Annotated in this window: 12 protein-coding genes and 1 pseudogene; 7 read left to right on the forward strand and 6 right to left on the reverse strand. The window is 63.4% G+C overall.

Annotated features, from left to right (window positions below):
• Nucleotides 1-14: 14 nt before the first annotated feature.
• Entirely contained in the window at nt 15-908 is an 894-nt protein-coding gene (locus ACI512_RS22085; RefSeq protein ID WP_236381133.1) for an AraC family transcriptional regulator, read from the forward strand.
• Here ACI512_RS22085 and ACI512_RS22090 read toward each other — a convergent pair.
• Nucleotides 850-1,437, reverse strand: coding sequence for a LysE family translocator (locus ACI512_RS22090; RefSeq protein WP_236381131.1), 588 nt, complete (start codon nt 1,435-1,437; stop codon nt 850-852). The two genes, ACI512_RS22085 and ACI512_RS22090, sit on opposite strands and share 59 nt — an antisense overlap.
• A 118-nt stretch (nt 1,438-1,555) precedes the next feature.
• On the opposite strand from ACI512_RS22090, the pseudogene ACI512_RS22095 reads away from it, so the two are divergent.
• Nucleotides 1,556-2,290, forward strand: a pseudogene (locus ACI512_RS22095) (alpha/beta fold hydrolase); the annotation flags it as partial.
• 34 nt (nt 2,291-2,324) lie between these two features.
• Here the strand turns inward: ACI512_RS22095 and ACI512_RS22100 are convergent.
• Nucleotides 2,325-3,209 carry an NAD(P)/FAD-dependent oxidoreductase gene (locus ACI512_RS22100; RefSeq protein WP_236381127.1) on the reverse strand — a complete coding sequence of 295 codons (885 nt, stop codon included), beginning with the start codon at nt 3,207-3,209 and terminating at the stop codon, nt 2,325-2,327.
• A 144-nt stretch (nt 3,210-3,353) separates the two neighbouring features.
• Between ACI512_RS22100 and ACI512_RS22105 the strand changes: the two genes are divergently transcribed.
• The gene (locus ACI512_RS22105; RefSeq protein WP_012724786.1) at nt 3,354-3,791 is read left to right on the forward strand and encodes an Rrf2 family transcriptional regulator; all 438 of its coding nucleotides are present in this window, start codon (nt 3,354-3,356) and stop codon (nt 3,789-3,791) included.
• Nucleotides 3,792-3,795: 4 nt separating this feature from the next.
• Here the strand turns inward: ACI512_RS22105 and ACI512_RS22110 are convergent, their stop codons facing one another.
• Both ACI512_RS22110 and ACI512_RS22115 read right to left on the reverse strand, forming a co-directional pair.
• Entirely contained in the window at nt 3,796-5,241 is a 1,446-nt protein-coding gene (locus ACI512_RS22110) for a mechanosensitive ion channel domain-containing protein (RefSeq protein WP_064054474.1), read from the reverse strand.
• A 68-nt stretch (nt 5,242-5,309) separates the two neighbouring features.
• Nucleotides 5,310-6,170, reverse strand: a complete 861-nt coding sequence (locus tag ACI512_RS22115) for a pirin family protein (protein WP_012724788.1) — start codon at nt 6,168-6,170, stop codon at nt 5,310-5,312.
• A gap of 179 nt (nt 6,171-6,349) precedes the next feature.
• Here ACI512_RS22115 and ACI512_RS22120 point away from each other — a divergent pair, with 179 nt between their 5' ends.
• Both ACI512_RS22120 and ACI512_RS22125 read left to right on the forward strand, forming a co-directional pair.
• The gene (locus ACI512_RS22120) at nt 6,350-7,093 is read left to right on the forward strand and encodes a response regulator transcription factor (RefSeq protein WP_046034696.1); all 744 of its coding nucleotides are present in this window, start codon (nt 6,350-6,352) and stop codon (nt 7,091-7,093) included.
• A gap of 20 nt (nt 7,094-7,113) precedes the next feature.
• The gene (locus tag ACI512_RS22125) at nt 7,114-8,433 is read left to right on the forward strand and encodes an ATP-binding protein (protein ID WP_231808444.1); all 1,320 of its coding nucleotides are present in this window, start codon (nt 7,114-7,116) and stop codon (nt 8,431-8,433) included.
• Here the strand turns inward: ACI512_RS22125 and ACI512_RS22130 are convergent.
• Nucleotides 8,430-10,361, reverse strand: coding sequence for a TonB-dependent receptor domain-containing protein (locus tag ACI512_RS22130; RefSeq protein ID WP_236381121.1), 1,932 nt, complete (start codon nt 10,359-10,361; stop codon nt 8,430-8,432). The genes ACI512_RS22125 and ACI512_RS22130 overlap by 4 nt on opposite strands.
• A 78-nt stretch (nt 10,362-10,439) precedes the next feature.
• Nucleotides 10,440-11,645 (reverse strand): multidrug effflux MFS transporter, encoded by a 1,206-nt coding sequence (locus ACI512_RS22135; protein WP_236381120.1) that lies wholly within the window; start codon nt 11,643-11,645, stop codon nt 10,440-10,442.
• 100 nt (nt 11,646-11,745) lie between these two features.
• On the opposite strand from ACI512_RS22135, the gene ACI512_RS22140 reads away from it, so the two are divergent.
• Both ACI512_RS22140 and ACI512_RS22145 read left to right on the forward strand, forming a co-directional pair.
• Nucleotides 11,746-12,852, forward strand: a complete 1,107-nt coding sequence (locus tag ACI512_RS22140) for an efflux RND transporter periplasmic adaptor subunit (RefSeq protein ID WP_250949418.1) — start codon at nt 11,746-11,748, stop codon at nt 12,850-12,852.
• Nucleotides 12,853-12,854: 2 nt separating this feature from the next.
• Nucleotides 12,855-15,938: an efflux RND transporter permease subunit gene (locus ACI512_RS22145; protein ID WP_405121338.1), complete on the forward strand. Its 3,084-nt coding sequence runs from the start codon at nt 12,855-12,857 to the stop codon at nt 15,936-15,938.
• The last annotated feature ends 62 nt before the right edge of the window (nt 15,939-16,000 follow it).

Here is a 16,000-nt window from a genome sequence, read left to right on the forward strand (position 1 = left end):
ATGGAACCATTGCCATGTCGCTGAACGTCACTGCTCACCCTGCGGATTCGCCACGCTTCTGGCGCGACCCCAACCTGCCCTTTATCGAGGCGCGCACCATCGCCGACGGGCGCAATGTCACCTATACCCGTCACGCGCACGAGCACTTTTCCATCGGTGCTATCACCACCGGCCGCAGCTATTACCACTACGGTGCGCAGACGTTCGAGATCAGTGCCGGCACCGTGGTGTTGATGAACCCCGGTGATGTGCACGCGTGCAACCCGATCCACGACCAGCCCTGGTCGTATCACATGCTCTACCTCGACACGCCCTGGTTGACCGACTTACAGCATCAGCTGGGCTTCAGCACTGATCAGGGCTACCGCCCGTTCACCACGCCGCACACACGCGACAGCGTGCTGTACAACGGCTTGATCGAACTGTACGCAATCCTGTTGGATGAGCACGCCGAGCTCCTGCACAAACAGAGCGCGCTGGTGAGCTACTTCAGTGAGGTACAGCAGCGCCTGAACCCGTCGCCGGCTCCCGTGCGTGAGGTCAACCATAAGCTCGAGCGCGCCGCTGAATACATCCGCGAACACTGCACCGAGGCGCTGAAACTGGAAGACATCTGCCTGGCGGCAGAGCTGTCGCCGTCTTATCTGATCCGCGCGTTCAAGCAGTATTACGGGCTGACCCCGCATGCCTTCCTGGTGAACCGGCGCATCCAGTTCGCGCGAACCCAACTGCGCCAGGGCGAACTGATCGCCGACGTGGCCCTGGCCGCAGGCTTCGCCGACCAGGCGCATTTCCAGCGCACGTTCAAACAGCATTTCGCCGCCACGCCGGGGCAATACCGCGAGCTGCTCAAGCCAGCAATAAATAACCCACACTGGCCACCAGCAACCCGGCCATTGAACGGTTGAACAGCCTCACGCCACGAGCGTCGCCAAGATAGCGGCGCAAAAAGGTTCCCGCGTAGGCCCAGCACGCCACCGAAAGGTAGCAGATCACCAGGTAGATCGCCGCAAACAGCCAGACCTGCGCGGCATCGCCCTGCGCCACAAACAAGCCCATCCCTGCCACGCACGCCAGCCAGGCCTTCGGGTTGAGCCATTGCATGACCGCGCCATAGAGCATCGACGGCGCCGTGGCGGTGCCCTCGGCGTCCAGGCGGCCGTCGTCCACCGCCAGCTTCCAGGCCATGTAAAGCAAGAAGGCCACCCCACCCCACTGGATCAACTGGGTCAATATTGGCCAGCGCACCAGCACTTCATGCAAGCCCAGGCCGATCAACACCAACAGCAGCGTGAAGCCCACCGCAGCGCCGAACACGTGTTTCTGGCTGGCGATAAAGCCGAAGCGCGCCCCCGAACTCAGCGCAACCACATTGACCGGACCCGGTGTGATGGAGGTGGCCAGGGCGAAGGCGGCCATGGAAATGATCAAGCTCATTGCAGTTCCTTTTTATTCGGACAAGTGACGAAGGAACCACGGTAGAGGGCAATGCCATGGTGGTATTGAAGAAAATGCCCCTGCCTGGCTTAGACGGCTTTATTGCATTGATATAACTGCATTGACCGGTTACGCCGCCGTCAACGGTATCAAGGTCTACTACACCCGCACGGGTCATGGCTCGCCGGTGGTGCTGCTGCATGGCGGCTTGTCCAACGCCGATTACTGGGGTCACCAGGTCAAGGCGTTGGCCACCAAGCACACCGTGATCAGCATCGACAGCCGCGGCCACGGGCGCAGTTCACGGGATGACAGACCCTACGGTTATGACCTGATGGCCGATGACGTGGTGGCCGTGCTCGACAGCCTGAACATCCCGCGCGCCGACATCGTCGGCTGGAGCGACGGCGCGATCATCGGCATTGACCTGGCCCTGCGTCACCCAGACCGTATCGGCAAAGTCTTCGCCTTCGCCGCCAACACCCAGACCGCGGGAGTGAAGGACGGCGTCGCGAAAAACCCGACCTTCGCCGCCTTTATCGAACGCGCCGGCAAGGAGTACGCCAAGCTGTCACCGACGCCTGGAGAGTACGACGCGTTTGTCGAGCAGATCAGCCATATGTGGGCCAGCCAACCGAACTGGACCGACGCGCAATTGCAGAGCATCAAGACGCCTATCCTGATTGCCGACGGCGACCATGACGAAGCGATCAAGCGTGAACACACCGAGTACATGGCCGCGACCATCCCCGGTGCCGGGCTGTTGATCCTGCCGAACACCAGCCACTTTGCGTTCCTGCAAGACCCCGCGCTGTTCAATGCCGCGCTGCTGGGTTTCCTCGACAGCAAATAGACCCAGGCCCCGTGGTGCCTGGGCAACGTATGCCTCACCCCTGGATCAGCGAAAAATGCGCGCCCACCCCGGCGCGCACACCCTCTGCCACGGCCAGCGCCACGGAACCGGCGGCAAGGGAGGCATCGCCACAGGTAAACACACCGGCAACGGAGGTCTGGCGCAGATCATTGGTGTGCAGGTAAGGACCGGTTGGGCCGTCGGCCAACTCACAGCCCAGTTGCCCGGCCAAAGGGCTGATGCGGGTGCGCGACATCGTGAAGACACCGTCAAGGCTGAACACTCGGCCGTCGACCAGTTCCAGGTCGGCACGCTCACCGACGATGCGCCGTACCGGTCCGCTTTCAACGCCGACGCCGCGTCGATCCAACTGCGCCTGTTGCTCGGCATCCGGGGTGAACACGCCGTTGGAGAACAAGGTGGTGGTGCCCCAGTCAGGCAGCATCAACGCGTGGTGCATGGCCAGGGGTGAGGTTGCCAATACGCCGATGCGGCCTTTGTCCAGCTCATAACCGTGGCAGTAAGGGCAATGGAATACGTGCTTGCCCCAACGCTGTTCGAGGCCTTCGATGGCGGGTAACTCGTCCACCACGCCGGTGGCGAGGATCAGGCGTTTGCCGTGAAACGTGCCGTTGTATTCGGTGCGAACGCCGAAACCTGGCGCCTGCTCAGTCGCCTCAATCACGCGGCCCTGTACCCAGGTGACGGTCGGGTACTCCATCAACTGGCTGCGCCCCTCTGCGGCGATGGCCTCCGGCGCCTGGCCATCCTGGCCGAGGAAGCCGTGGGAAGTGGCCGTAAACCGGTTGCGCCGTTGCCCCGCATCAATCACCAGCACCTGGCGCCGCGCCCTCGCCAACTGCAGGCCCGCTGACAGGCCGGCATAGCTGCCGCCCACGATAATGACGTCGTACATCATGAAGGTGACCCCGTGTTGGGTGCATCCGGTTGTCCGAACGCTTTCACGACACACCATAAGTTACGTAAAAATACGCCGTCAAGCGTCTCGCAACTTTTCAGGTTACGAACGATACTTGGGCAGGATTCAACCTGAGGTTTATTGATGAGAAACGACACCCGGCTTTCGCGCATGCTCCATGTGCTGATCCATATGGGCCGCCATGAAGCGCGCGCGACCTCGGAGACCATTGCCCAGATGCTCGGCACCAACCCGGTGGTGGTGCGGCGCACGCTCGGGCTGCTCAAGGAAAAGGGCTATGTACGCTCGGAAAAAGGCCACCAGGGCGGCTGGAGCCTGGGCAAACCCTTGAGTGAAATCACCTTGCTGGATATTCACAACGCCCTGGGCACGCCGTCGCTATTCGCCATCGGCCTGTCTACCGACCACCCCGAGTGCCTGGTGGAACAGGCGGTCAACGCCGCGCTGACGGACGCCTTCGACCAGGCCCAGTCGTTGTTGCTGGCGCGCCTGGGGGATGTGACGCTGGCGCAGTTGGCGGACGATTTCGACCAGCGCTATCGCATCGCCATGGCGCCTTGATCGGCTACAACCCGCGCTTGCGCAACCAGTGCAGGAAGCCTTTCTTGACCGGTACCACCGGCGTTTCCTGGGTCAAGGTCTGTGCGGTGTGCAGGCGGAAATCCAGCAACGCCTTCATCGCTTCGCTGATGTCGTGGCGCGCGTCCAGGCACGGTTTCAAGTATTCCTTCTCGATGCGGTACAAGGTGCAGGACGTCTTGGCGGTGAAATCCGCCAGCGCCGCCTGGTCCGACAGAATCCCCGCCTCGCCGATCACCTCGCCCGGTCCCATGCGCCCGGCTTCGAACTTGTGCCCGGCCTTGGTCAGCATCACCGAGACCACGCCGGATTCGACGATGAACAAATGGTCGCTCACCTCCCCTGCCGGCAGGATCATTTCGCCGCTGCGGTAGGTGTGTAGGGTCATGTTCTGGCTGAAGGTGTCTTTTTCTTCCTGGCGCAGGGTGGAGAAAATCGACGAGCGCTCGAGCAATGCGCGCGCCGCTGACAGGCTCGGCGGCGCACTGCTTTCGGTCGCCGACAACACGCCGACGCCCGCCGCCTGGAGGTGACGGAAGGCCAGGTCGTACAGCTGGTTGCGCACCTCGCGCTTGAGGGCCATGGCTGGCACGAACCCGCTGATTTCATACTCGACACCGCCGCTGGCCGAGGTCTTGAACGCCACGCTCGGTGCCGGCTGGGCCAGCAGCGGTCGGCACCCTTGCATCGCCCGCTCCAAGGCCTCGATCACCGTTTGCGGACGCGCATGGGGGCTGACCTGCAGGCTGACCGCCAGGCCGAACATATCTGCCGGGCGCGAGAAATTGATGATTTTGGCCTTGGCCGCCAGGGAGTTGGGGATCACCGCCATGCTGCCCTGGGAGGTTTGCAGCCGCGTGGCGCGCCAGTCGATGTCCGTCACCCGACCTTCGGTGCCGTCGATGGAGATCCAGTCATCCAGCTGATACGGCTTGGTGGTGTTGAGCACGATCCCGGAAAACACGTCGCTCAAGGTGCTTTGCAACGCCAGGCCGACGATGATCGCCACCGCGCCGGAAGTGGCGAGCACGCCTTTGACCGGCAAATCGAGCACATAGGCCATGGCGGCAATGATCGCAATCAGGAAGATCACCGCCCCCATCAAGTCCTGCAACAACCGCCCGGTGTGCCCGACCCGCTGCATCATCACCGCCCCGAGCAACACCGTCAGCGTGCGCGCCGCGAACAGCCACCAGCCGATCTGCAAGGCGGTGGCGGCCAGGTGCAAGGCGGTGTTGTCCGCATAGGGCGCGAGCTGCATGGGGTTCATGCCGTCGTTGAACAGCACGGCACTGAACACGGCAAAGATCACCAACCGCGCTGCCAGCTTCCAGTTGGCGAGGTTGGCGGAAATAAGGCGCCACACGGCGATGTCGATAAAGATCAGCGCCAAGGCGCACAGCATCGGGTGATCAGCGATAAGTGAGGGCATCCAGGCGACTCCAGGGCGAATGACGGGAAGATCGCATGAAATGCCGCTCCAGGGTATAGCGGGTGTGCTTACATCTGCCCAAACCGCCCCGACTGAAAGTCAGCAAACGCCTGATGAATCTCCTGCTCGGTATTCATCACAAAAGGCCCATGCCCGACGATAGGCTCGTCGATCGGCTCGCCGCTGAGCAACAACACCTTGGCGTCGTCGTTGGACGCCAGGCTGAGCTGGCTGCCGTCGCGTTCGAACAACGCCAATTGCCCTTGGCGCGCGACTTCCTCGCCATTGACCAACACCGTGCCGCGCAGGATCACCAGGGCGGTGTTGCGCCCTGCGTGCAGGTCCAGGGTGACCGCCTTGCCGGCCTTGAGGCGCAGGTCCCACACGTCAATCGGCGTAAACGTACGCGCCGGGCCTTGGGTGCCGGCGAATTCACCGGCAATCAGGCGCAGTTGCCCGGCGTCGTTGGCCAGTGGCAGCACCGGGATGTCGCCATCGACGAGGGTCTGGTAACCGGCGTCGGCCATTTTGTCCTTGGCCGGCAGGTTGACCCACAGTTGCACCATTTCCATCACCCCGCCGCTGCGGGCGAAGGCTTCGGAATGGAACTCCTCGTGGAGGATGCCTTTGGCGGCGGTCATCCATTGCACGTCGCCCGGGCCGATTTTGCCGCCGGCGCCAGTGGAATCACGATGCTCGACTTCGCCGTCGTAGACGATGGTCACGGTTTCAAAGCCGCGATGGGGGTGTTGGCCGACGCCGCGACGTTGTGCGGTCGGGGTGAAATCGACCGGACCGGCGTGGTCCAGCAACAGGAATGGGCTGATGTGCTTGCCCAGGGTGTCGTAGGAAAACAGCGTGCGCACCGGGAAGCCGTCGCCGACCCAATGAGCGCGGGGGCTGGTGTAGATGCCGATGAGTTTTTTCATGGTAGTCCTCCAAAGTGCATACACCTTAAAACCAATATCAATTCGGCGCTAGACGATGAAAACAACCCTGATCGTTCCACTGATAGAACGGTATTGTGCGACGCCAGCACAAAAACAGCGTTAATGATAATGACTCGTAGTAATATCCCCCCCTCCCGCTCAACCCTCCGAGGGCTGCAATGCCGTTTGCCCCTGCGCCTGCCGCGCCTCGCGTGCTGGTGGTGGATGACCACCGTAAAATTCGCGAGCCGTTGGCCACCTATCTGCGCCGCCACACCTTTGATGTGCGCACCGCCGAAGATGCGGCCGGCATGTGGCAATTGCTCAAGACCCAAGCCTTCGACGTGGTGGTACTCGACGTACTGTTGCCGGATGGCGATGGCTTTGAGCTGTGCAACCAGCTGCATCGGCGCAGCAATACCCCGGTGATCCTGCTGACCGCCCGCGACACCGCCGCCGACCGCGTGCGCGGCCTGGACCTGGGGGCCGACGACTATGTCACCAAGCCCTTCGAGCCTCGCGAACTGGTGGCGCGTATCCACAGTGTATTGCGTCGCCAAAGCCGCAATACCGGGCCTGCGGCACCGCGCAGTGGCGCACGCGCTTATCGATTCGGCGGCTGGCATTTCAGCGTGACTGGCGCCACGTTGCGCCGCGACGGCAGCCCGGCTGTCCAGCTCAGCACCGCCGAGAGTCGCCTGCTGCAAGTGTTTCTCGCCCATCCCAACACCCTGTTGCCCCGCGAACGGCTGATCGACCTCACCGCCGCCGCCGACAGCGACGTGAGCGACCGCGCGATCGATCGCCAGGTCAGCCGCCTGCGCCGCAAGCTCGCCCAGGGCGATGCAGCGCAGGAGCTGCTGCGCACCATCTGGGGCGGTGGTTACCTGCTGGCCGCCGAGGTCAATGAATGCACGCCCTGAGTCGGCTGTGGCCGCGCACGATGGCGCGTCAGCTAAGCCTGCTGTTGCTGCTGGCCCTATTGGCCTCCAACGCCATCGCGATGTTGTTCCTGCAGCGCACCGGCAGCCTGATCCACCCGTTGTCCCGCCGTTTCAGCCTGGAACGCTTGAGCACCGCCCATCACGCCGCCATCGATCTGACGCCGAGTGAGACCGAGCACCTGTTAGCCGCCATCGGCACCGACGACACGCGCTTCTGGATTGCCCACACGGCGGAAGTCGCGCCCTTTGAGCTGCGCCCGGAAGAACAGCGACTGGCCAACGAGCTGCGCAGCCAACTGCAGCTGGACCCCGCCGCAGCCATCGGCATGCAGTTGGAAAGAGTCAGCGGCGCCGACGCGCGCACCCACGTGTTCAGCCCCGCCGGCTGGGCCCCCTTACGCCTGCGCACCAGCGTCCCGTTGCCCAACGGCAGCTACTTGAACGCCGTGCAATATCCCGCCGGTGCCTACGAATGGGGCCGGGTATTGGCCTACAGCCTGCCGGTGACGACCCTGCCGGTGCTGTTGATCGTGATGTTTTTCATCGCCCGCGTGGTGCGCCCGGTGCGGACCCTGGCCCAGGCCACCGCGCGCGTCAGCCGTGGGGAATGGATCGCGCCGCTGCCCGAACAAGGCCCCCAGGAAGCCCGCGACCTTACCGCCGCCTTCAACACCATGCAGGCCAACCTCGCCCGGCATGTCGAAGGCCGCACGCGGATGCTCGCAGCGGTCAGCCATGACCTGAACACGCCGCTCACCGAACTGCGCCTGCAGGTGGAACTGCTCGAACCCGGCGAGGCCCGTGATGACATGCTCGAAAGCCTCAGCGAGTTGAGTGCGATGGTGCGCGAAACCTTGAATTTCGTGCGTGACGATGCGGTGCAAGAACCCACCACCACGCTGTCACTCACCGCGCTGCTGGACGACTTGGCCAAGCGTTACCAACGCCTGCAACAGCCCGTTGACTGGACGGGCGCACCGCCGCTGATGCTGACCTGTCGCCCCCTGGCGCTCAAACGCGCCCTCACCAACCTGATCGACAACGCCCTGCACCATGCCGGTGATGCCCGGTTGAGCCTGGCACGCCAGGATAACGGCTGGCTGTGCATCGAGATTCTCGACCACGGCCACGGCTTGCCCGAGGACTGGCTCACCAAGGTGTTCGAACCCTTTGTGCAGCGTGGCGTCAGCGACGGCGGCGTGGGGCTGGGCCTGGCGATTGCACGCTCGTGCATCCAGGCCCATGGCGGCGAACTGGTGTTGGAGAATCGCCCACCGGCCGGCCTGTGCGCGGTGGTGCGATTGCCGGCGGCGCTTTAGAAGTTGAGCGTGGCGCCCATCCACAGGGTGCGGCCGTAGTTCACCGTGCCGTAGGTTTCATCGTCCAGGCGCTTGTCGGTGAGGTTGTTGAGGGAGGCGTTGAGGGTCAGCGAATCGTTCAAGTCGAAGGAGCCTCCGAGGTCGGCGGTGGTGTAGCCCGGCGCCGGTTCGTCGGTAATCGTATTACCGGTTTCTTCACCGTAGTAACTCAGCGAAACCCAGGCCTGGGTGCGGTCGTTGATCGTCCATTCGCTGCGCACATTGGCCTTTTGCTCTGGCGTGAGGGCCAGGGGTGCGCCCTTGTTGGCGCCGCTTTTCTGCTCCGAATCGGTGTAGGTGTAATTGGCCTTGAGCAACACGCTGGGGCTGATGTCCCATTGGCCGTTCAGTTCCACGCCCTGAATGATCGCTTTGTCGACGTTGACCCGCTCCATGATGGTGTAGGTGTTCCAGCGGCGGTCGGTGGTGACGGTGGAGAGCTTGTCCTGGAAGTCGTTGTAGAACAGCGTGACGCCGGCCGACAGGTTGTCGCGGTTGCTCCACAACGCCGAGACTTCATAGTTGGTGCTGGTCTCGGGCTTGAGGTCGGGGTTGCCGAACATCACGAAGCGGTTGCGGCGCAGGTAAGCGTAGTCCTCGACCACCGCACGCAGTTCCGGGGCCTTGAAACCACGGGCGATGCCGCCTTTGAGCGTCCACTGTTCGGTGGCGCGCCAGACGCCGTAGACCCGTGGGCTGAGGTGGGCGCCGTACTCTTCGTGCTCGTCCAACCGCAGGCCGGTGGTGAGGGCAAAGCTGTCGGTCATCGACCATTCGTTCTCGGCAAACAGGGCTTTTTGCACCACCGAGAATTTATAGTCGACGCGGTCGCCCAGGCCCTGGTTCCAGTCGGTCAACTCGCTTTCATTCCATTGCAGGCCGACGGTGCTGACGTTATGCGCAGTGGGCACCACCAGCTTGGCATCGAACACGGTGTTCTTGATCTCGGGTTTGCGCCCGTAGATATCGGTTTGCGCCGGGGTGGCCTTGCCTTCGCGGGAGGAGGTTTCCTGGGACAACGCGACGTCCGAGGTGGCCCAGCCCCAACGGCCCTGATGGGACAGCGACCAGTGATCGCGGTTGTTTTCCTGCTCGCGGGTGGCCCAGTTGGCGCTCATGCCGTCGCCGTTCTTCAGGCGCGTGGCGCCCGCTTCCAGCAGGATGTCGTGGTCGAGGGTCGGCGTGAAGGCCAGGCGTGCGGTGAGGTCACGGTGGTCGGCCTTGCTGAAGCCATTGGTCTGCTCGATATCGTCGTCGGCCTGGCGGTCCAGGTAACGGCCCCACACCTGCAGGCCGAGGAAGTCTTCCTTGAGTGGGCCGCTGAGGTAGAACTGAGTCTGGCGCGCATTGCCCTGGTCGCTGTGCTGGCGTGCGGAATAGTCGTAACCCACCGAACCGCCCCAGGTCGGCGAGACTTTGCGTGTGATCACGTTGATCACCCCGCCGATCGCATCCGAGCCATACAGCGAAGACATCGGCCCGCGCACCACTTCGATACGCTCGATGGCTGCGGCCGGCGGCACGAAGCTTTGCTCGTAGCCGCTGTTGCCATTGACCCGCGACTCCCGTGCGCTCTGGCGTTTGCCGTCGACCATGATCAGCGTGTAGTCAGCCGGCATGCCACGGATGGAGATGTCGGTTTCATTCGCGCCGCCATTGACCGTCACGCCCTCCACATCGCGCACTGCGTCGCCGAGGTCACGGTAGGATTTACGGCGCAGCGCTTCGCCATCGATCACCGTGACGGAGGCCGGCGCGTCTTCCACACTTTGGGCAAAGCCGGAGGCCGTCACCACGACGTCATTGAGCGCCAAGGGCTCGTCGGCATGCGCGTTGAGGCTGCCGGCAACCAGCAGGGCCAGGGGTGAGAAGCGAGAAGCAGCAAGCATGGGCGTGGACCTTAGGATTGGACTCAAAAGAGAATCGTAATCATCTAGGTCGAAATAACTTGGACAAAGTGTGACAACTCAAACGCTGGGCACCAGGGCCGTGCGCCGCTCGCGCAGCAGGTGAAACGCCACGAAGGCCGTGACCGCAAAGCACGCCTGGATGATGATCATCGGCGCGGCACTGCCATCACGCAGGTGGCTCAACAGCACGCCGCTGCAGGTGGCGCCGAACATCTGCGAAAACCCCATCAGCCCCGCCGCCAACCCGGCGCGGTGTGCGTTGGGCATCACGCCGCCGGTGACCGAACCGGGCAAGACCAGGCCGCCGCCGAGGGTGGCCAGTGCAATCGGGATATCCAGGCCGACTGCCGACAAGCCGAACAGGGCATAAATCACCACGGCCAACACCCCTCCGAAGGCAACCAGCGCCACGCCCATCGCCACGATCCGCTGCGGCCCCAGGCGCATGATGTTGCGTCGGGTGTAGGTGGAGCCGACGATCAGCATCGACACGATCAGGCCGAAATTGATGCCGTACTCCAGGCTGCTGAAACCCAGTAAGTTGATAAACACCGTCGATGAACCGGCGATCACCGCAAACATGGCGCCATAGGTGCACGCCAGGGCCACGGCGAACGCACGGTACTGGCGACCCTTGAGCAGATCCAGGTATTGCCCGCCCAGGGTGCGCCAGTGGCCGGCCTTGGGGTCGAGGGCGTGGTTGCTCTCGCGAAAGAACAGCACGGCCAGCAGCAACACCACGCTGCCAATCGTCAACGCCAGGATGATCGGCGCGTGCCAGCCGAACAGTTTGATCAGCAGCCCACCGACCATCGGCGCCACCACAATGGCGTAGAGCATGCCGATCATGGTCAACGCCAGGGCCGGCCCCGCTTCGGTCTTCCACACATCGCGCACCACCGTGCGCGCCAGTACCAGCGCGGCGCAGGCGCCGAGGCCTTGCAGCACGCGGGCGGCGATGAATTGATACATGTCGTCGACCAGCAGCATCGACAAGGTCGCCAGCACATACAGCGCAAGGCCGCCAATAAGCACCGGGCGCCGGCCGATACGGTCCGACAGCGGCCCGAACAGCAATTGACCGAGGCCAAAGGCTGCCACAAACGCCGACAGCGCCATCAGCGCGGAACCGGCGGGAGCGGCCAACGCCTGCTCAATGGCGCCAAGACCGGGAATGATCAATTGGGTCGAAACCTCTCCCAGCGCCGTCAGGGCCACCAGTAGAAACAAAAGGCTTCGTGATGGGACCGGGGCGTTCGTCATGGAGGGCATCCGGGGGCTGGATTAATTTATATTTCGACCATAATATGCGTAAAAAATTATGTCCATAATTTTTTACCCCCTGGTCACCCCGGAGCCCGCCATGCACCCTCTCCCCTTGCGTCTTCTCACGCCCCTGGCGCTGTTGATCGTCCTCAATGGCTGCAACAGCAAGGCCGACACCGCCGCTGAAGTGCCCCAGCCACGCCCGGTCCTCGCCGCCAAAGTCGAAGCCGCCGGCACCCAGCAAAGCGCCTACACCGGCGTGGTAGCGGCGCGCACCGAAAGCGACCTGGGCTTCCGGGTCAGCGGCAAGGTCATCGAGCGTAAAGTCGACCCCGGCCAGCACGTCTCCCGTGGCGACACCCTGCTGGTGCTGGACATCGGCGACTTCGAACTGGCCCTGCGCTCGGCGAAGAACCGCGTCAACGCCGCCCAGGCGCAACTGCGCCAGCGCCGCGACGACGAAAACCGTTACCAACGCCTGGCCAGTACCGGCGCGGTGTCACGGCAGATCTTCGACCAATCGGCGACCAACCTGCGCGTCGCCGAAGCCGAACTCGCCGCCGCACAATCCGACGCCAGCCAGATCGAAAACCGCCGCACCTATTCCGTCCTCAAGGCCGACGGCGACGGCATCATCACCGACGTGCGGGCGGACCGTGGCCAGGTGGTCGCCGAAGGGCAGATCGTTGCGCGCCTGGCCCATGACGGCGCCCGCGAAGCCATCGTCAACCTGCCGGAAAACCAGCGCGACCAGGCCGCACAAAAAGCCTTGGCCTTCCCCTTCGGCGCCCCGGACCAGGCGGTGATCGCCACCCTGCGCGAACTGTCCGCCAGCGCCGACCCGACCACCCGCACCTACCGCGCCCGCTACGTATTGCACGGCGCCGTCGACCGGTTCGCCCTCGGCTCCACCATCACCGTGCGCCTGCAAGGCAACGGCCAGGCGCCGCAAACCCGCGTGCCCATCGGCGCACTGCAGGACTCAGGACAAGGCACCGGCGTCTGGCTGATCGGCGCAGACGACAAGGTCAGCTTCGCCCCGGTGAACGTCGCCAGCCTCGGCCAGGAAGAGGCCCTGCTCGACAGCGGCGTTACGCCCGGCCAGGTCATCGTTGCCCTCGGCGCGCACCTGCTGCACAGCGGTGACGCCGTGCGTCTCTTGCCCGCCCAAGTGCTGGCCCTCAACCGCAAACAGGAAAACTGAGCATGCGCGGTATCAACCTCTCGGAACTGGCGGTCAAGCATCGCGCGGTCACGTTGTTCCTGATCATTGCGATCCTCGCCGCCGGGGTCTTCTCGTTCGGCAAGCTGGGGCGCGCCGAAGACCCGTTATTCACGGTCAAGGTGATGACCATCACCGCCGCCTGGCCGGGCGCGACCGCCCAGGAAATGCAGGAGCAGGTGGCCGACCGCCTGGAAAAACGCCTGCAGGAGCTGGACTACTACGACCGCGTGGAGACCATCGCCCAGCCGGGCTTCGTGTCGATGCGCATGACCTACAAGGAGTCCACGCGCCCCAGCGAGGTCCAGGAGCTGTTCTACCAGACCCGCAAGAAACTCAGCGATGAAGCCGCCAGGTTGCCCAGCGGCGTGATCGGCCCCTTCTTCAACGATGAGTATTCCGATGTGTACTTTGCGTTGTACGCCTTGGAAGCCGAGCACCTGCCCCACCGCCAACAGGTGCAGATGGCCGAAGACCTGCGCCAGGGTTTCCTCAACCTGCCGGGGGTGAAGAAGGTCAATATCCTCGGCGAGCAGGCGCAGCGGATCTTTGTCGAGTTTTCCTATGAGCGCCTGGCAACGCTGGGTATCAAGCCGGACCAGATCTTTGCCGCCCTCGCCGCGCAGAACGCCGTGGCGCCGTCGGGGTTTGTCGAGACGGCCGGCGCCCGCGCCTACATTCGCATCGACGGCGCGTTCGACAGCCTGGCGCTGATTGAAAACGTGCCCCTGCAAGTCAACGGCCGTCTATTGCGCATCGCCGATGTGGCCAGCGTCAGCCGAGGCTATGAAGACCCACCCAGCTACCGTATCCGCCATCAGGGCGACCCGGCGTTGATGCTCGGCGTGATCATGGAGAAACACTGGAACGGCCTCGATTTGGACAAGAGCCTCAAGGCCCAGGAAGCGAAGATCCAGGCCGACCTGCCGCTGGGCGTGAATTTCGCCAAGGTCTCCGACCAGGCGAAAAACATCAGCCTGGCGGTGAACGAGTTCATGCTGAAATTCTTCGTCGCCCTGGCGGTGGTGATGGTGATCAGCCTGTTGGCCCTGGGCTTTCGCGTCGGGCTGGTGGTGGCGGCGGCGGTGCCGCTGACCTTGTCGGTGGTGTTTGTGATCATGCTGCTCACCGGGCGTGAATTCGACCGCATTACCCTGGGCGCGCTGATCATTTCCCTGGGGCTGCTGGTGGATGACGCCATCATCGCCATCGAAATGATGGTGGTGAAGCTTGAGGAAGGCTTCGACCGGATTCACGCGGCGACCTTTGCCTGGAGCTCCACGGCAGCGCCAATGTTGACCGGCACCTTAGTGACCATTATTGGCTTCCTGCCGGTAGGCTTCGCGCGTTCCGGTGCGGGGGAATACGCCGGCAATATTTTCTGGATCGTCGGGTTTGCGCTGATTGCTTCGTGGTTGGTGGCGGTGGTATTCACGCCGTACCTGGGCGTGAAACTGCTGCCACAGATCAAGCCGGTGCCCGGCGGCCATGATGCGATTTACGCCGGGCGCTATTACCAGAAACTGCGCAGTTTGGTGCAAGCCTGCGTGCAGCGGCGCTGGCTGGTGACCGGGTTGGTCGTCGGCGCATTTGTGCTGTGCGTGGCGGGCATGGGCGTGGTGAAGAAGCAGTTCTTCCCCAACTCCGACCGTTCCGAGCTGATTCTTGAGGTGTATATGCCGCCGGGCAGCGCCTTCAAAAGCACCGAGGCGGTAGCCGCGCAGCTGGAAAAAGCACTGCTGCAAGAGCCGCAAACGACCCTGGTCGACACCTATGTGGGCGGCGGTGCACCGCGCTTTTTCCTGTCGCTGAACCCCGAAATGCCGGACCCGGCGTTCGCCAAACTGATCGTCCAGACCCCGGACTCCCATGCCCGCGACGCGCTGAAAGTGCGCATGCGTGAACGCATCGCCGCCGGTGAGTTTCCCTCGGCACGGGTGCGCGTGACGCAACTGCTGTTCGGCCCGCCCGTGCCGTTCCCGGTAGTGTTCCGAGTTTCCGGCCCGAATGTGGACGTCGTTCGCGGTCTGTCCGAGGACGTGCGCAAGGTCGTCGCCGCCAACACACTGACCAAGGACGCCTTCCTTGATTGGGGCGAACGCACCAGCGGTTATCGCCTGGTACTGGATCAAGACCGTCTGCGCCTGCTGGGCTTCACCCCCAACGAGGTCAAATCCCAGCTCAACGCCTTGCTCAGCGGCAACCCGATCACCGAAGTGCGTGAAGGCAACCGCACTGTGTCGGTGGTCGCGCGCGCCCAGGGCAACCAACGCGAGGACCTCGGCAACCTCAACAACATGACCCTCACCAACAGCGCCGGCACCTCGGTGCCGCTGGCCCAGGTCGGGCATTTCCAGGCGGTGATGGAGGAACCGATCCTCAAGCGCCGCAACCGCGCGACCACCGTCGAAGTGCGCGCCGACATCATCGACGGCGTGCAACCGCCCGACGTGGAAATGGCCGTGTACAAAGACCTGCAGCCGCTGATCGCCAAGCTGCCCACCGGGTACCAGATCGACATCGGCGGCCCGGTGGAAGAAAGCGCCAAGGCCAACGTCGCCCTGGCCGCGCTGTTCCCGATCATGATCCTGCTGACCCTCACGGTGATCATGTTCCAGGTGCGCTCGTTCGGTGTGATGTTCATGGTCTTCGCCACTGCACCACTGGGTTTGATTGGCGCGGTGCCGACCTTGCTGCTGTTCAACCAGCCGTTCGGCTTCAACGCGATTCTGGGTTTGATCGGGATTGGCGGGATTCTGATGCGCAACACGCTGATCTTTACCGACCAGATTCGCCAGAACCAGGACCACGGCATGCCGATTCGCGAGGCGATTATTGAAGCCACGGTGCGACGCGCACGGCCGGTGATCCTGACCGCGTTGGCGGCGGCACTGGCGTTTATTCCGCTGACGTTGTCGGTGTTCTGGTCGTCCCTGGCCTATGTGCTGATTGGCGGGGTGCTGGTGGGCACGGTGTTGACGCTGTTGTTCTTGCCGGCGCTGTGCAGCCTGGTGCTGGGGCGGGAGAAGACGAAAGTTGTCGAAACTTCCCACGTAACGACCGGATAAGCTCTACTCCCTTCCCCTGAAAAGGTCCGCAAAGTCCCTCGCCTGATTACACAGTGCGAGGG

Source organism: Pseudomonas petroselini, from assembly GCF_045037875.1.
Classification (GTDB): domain Bacteria; phylum Pseudomonadota; class Gammaproteobacteria; order Pseudomonadales; family Pseudomonadaceae; genus Aquipseudomonas; species Aquipseudomonas petroselini.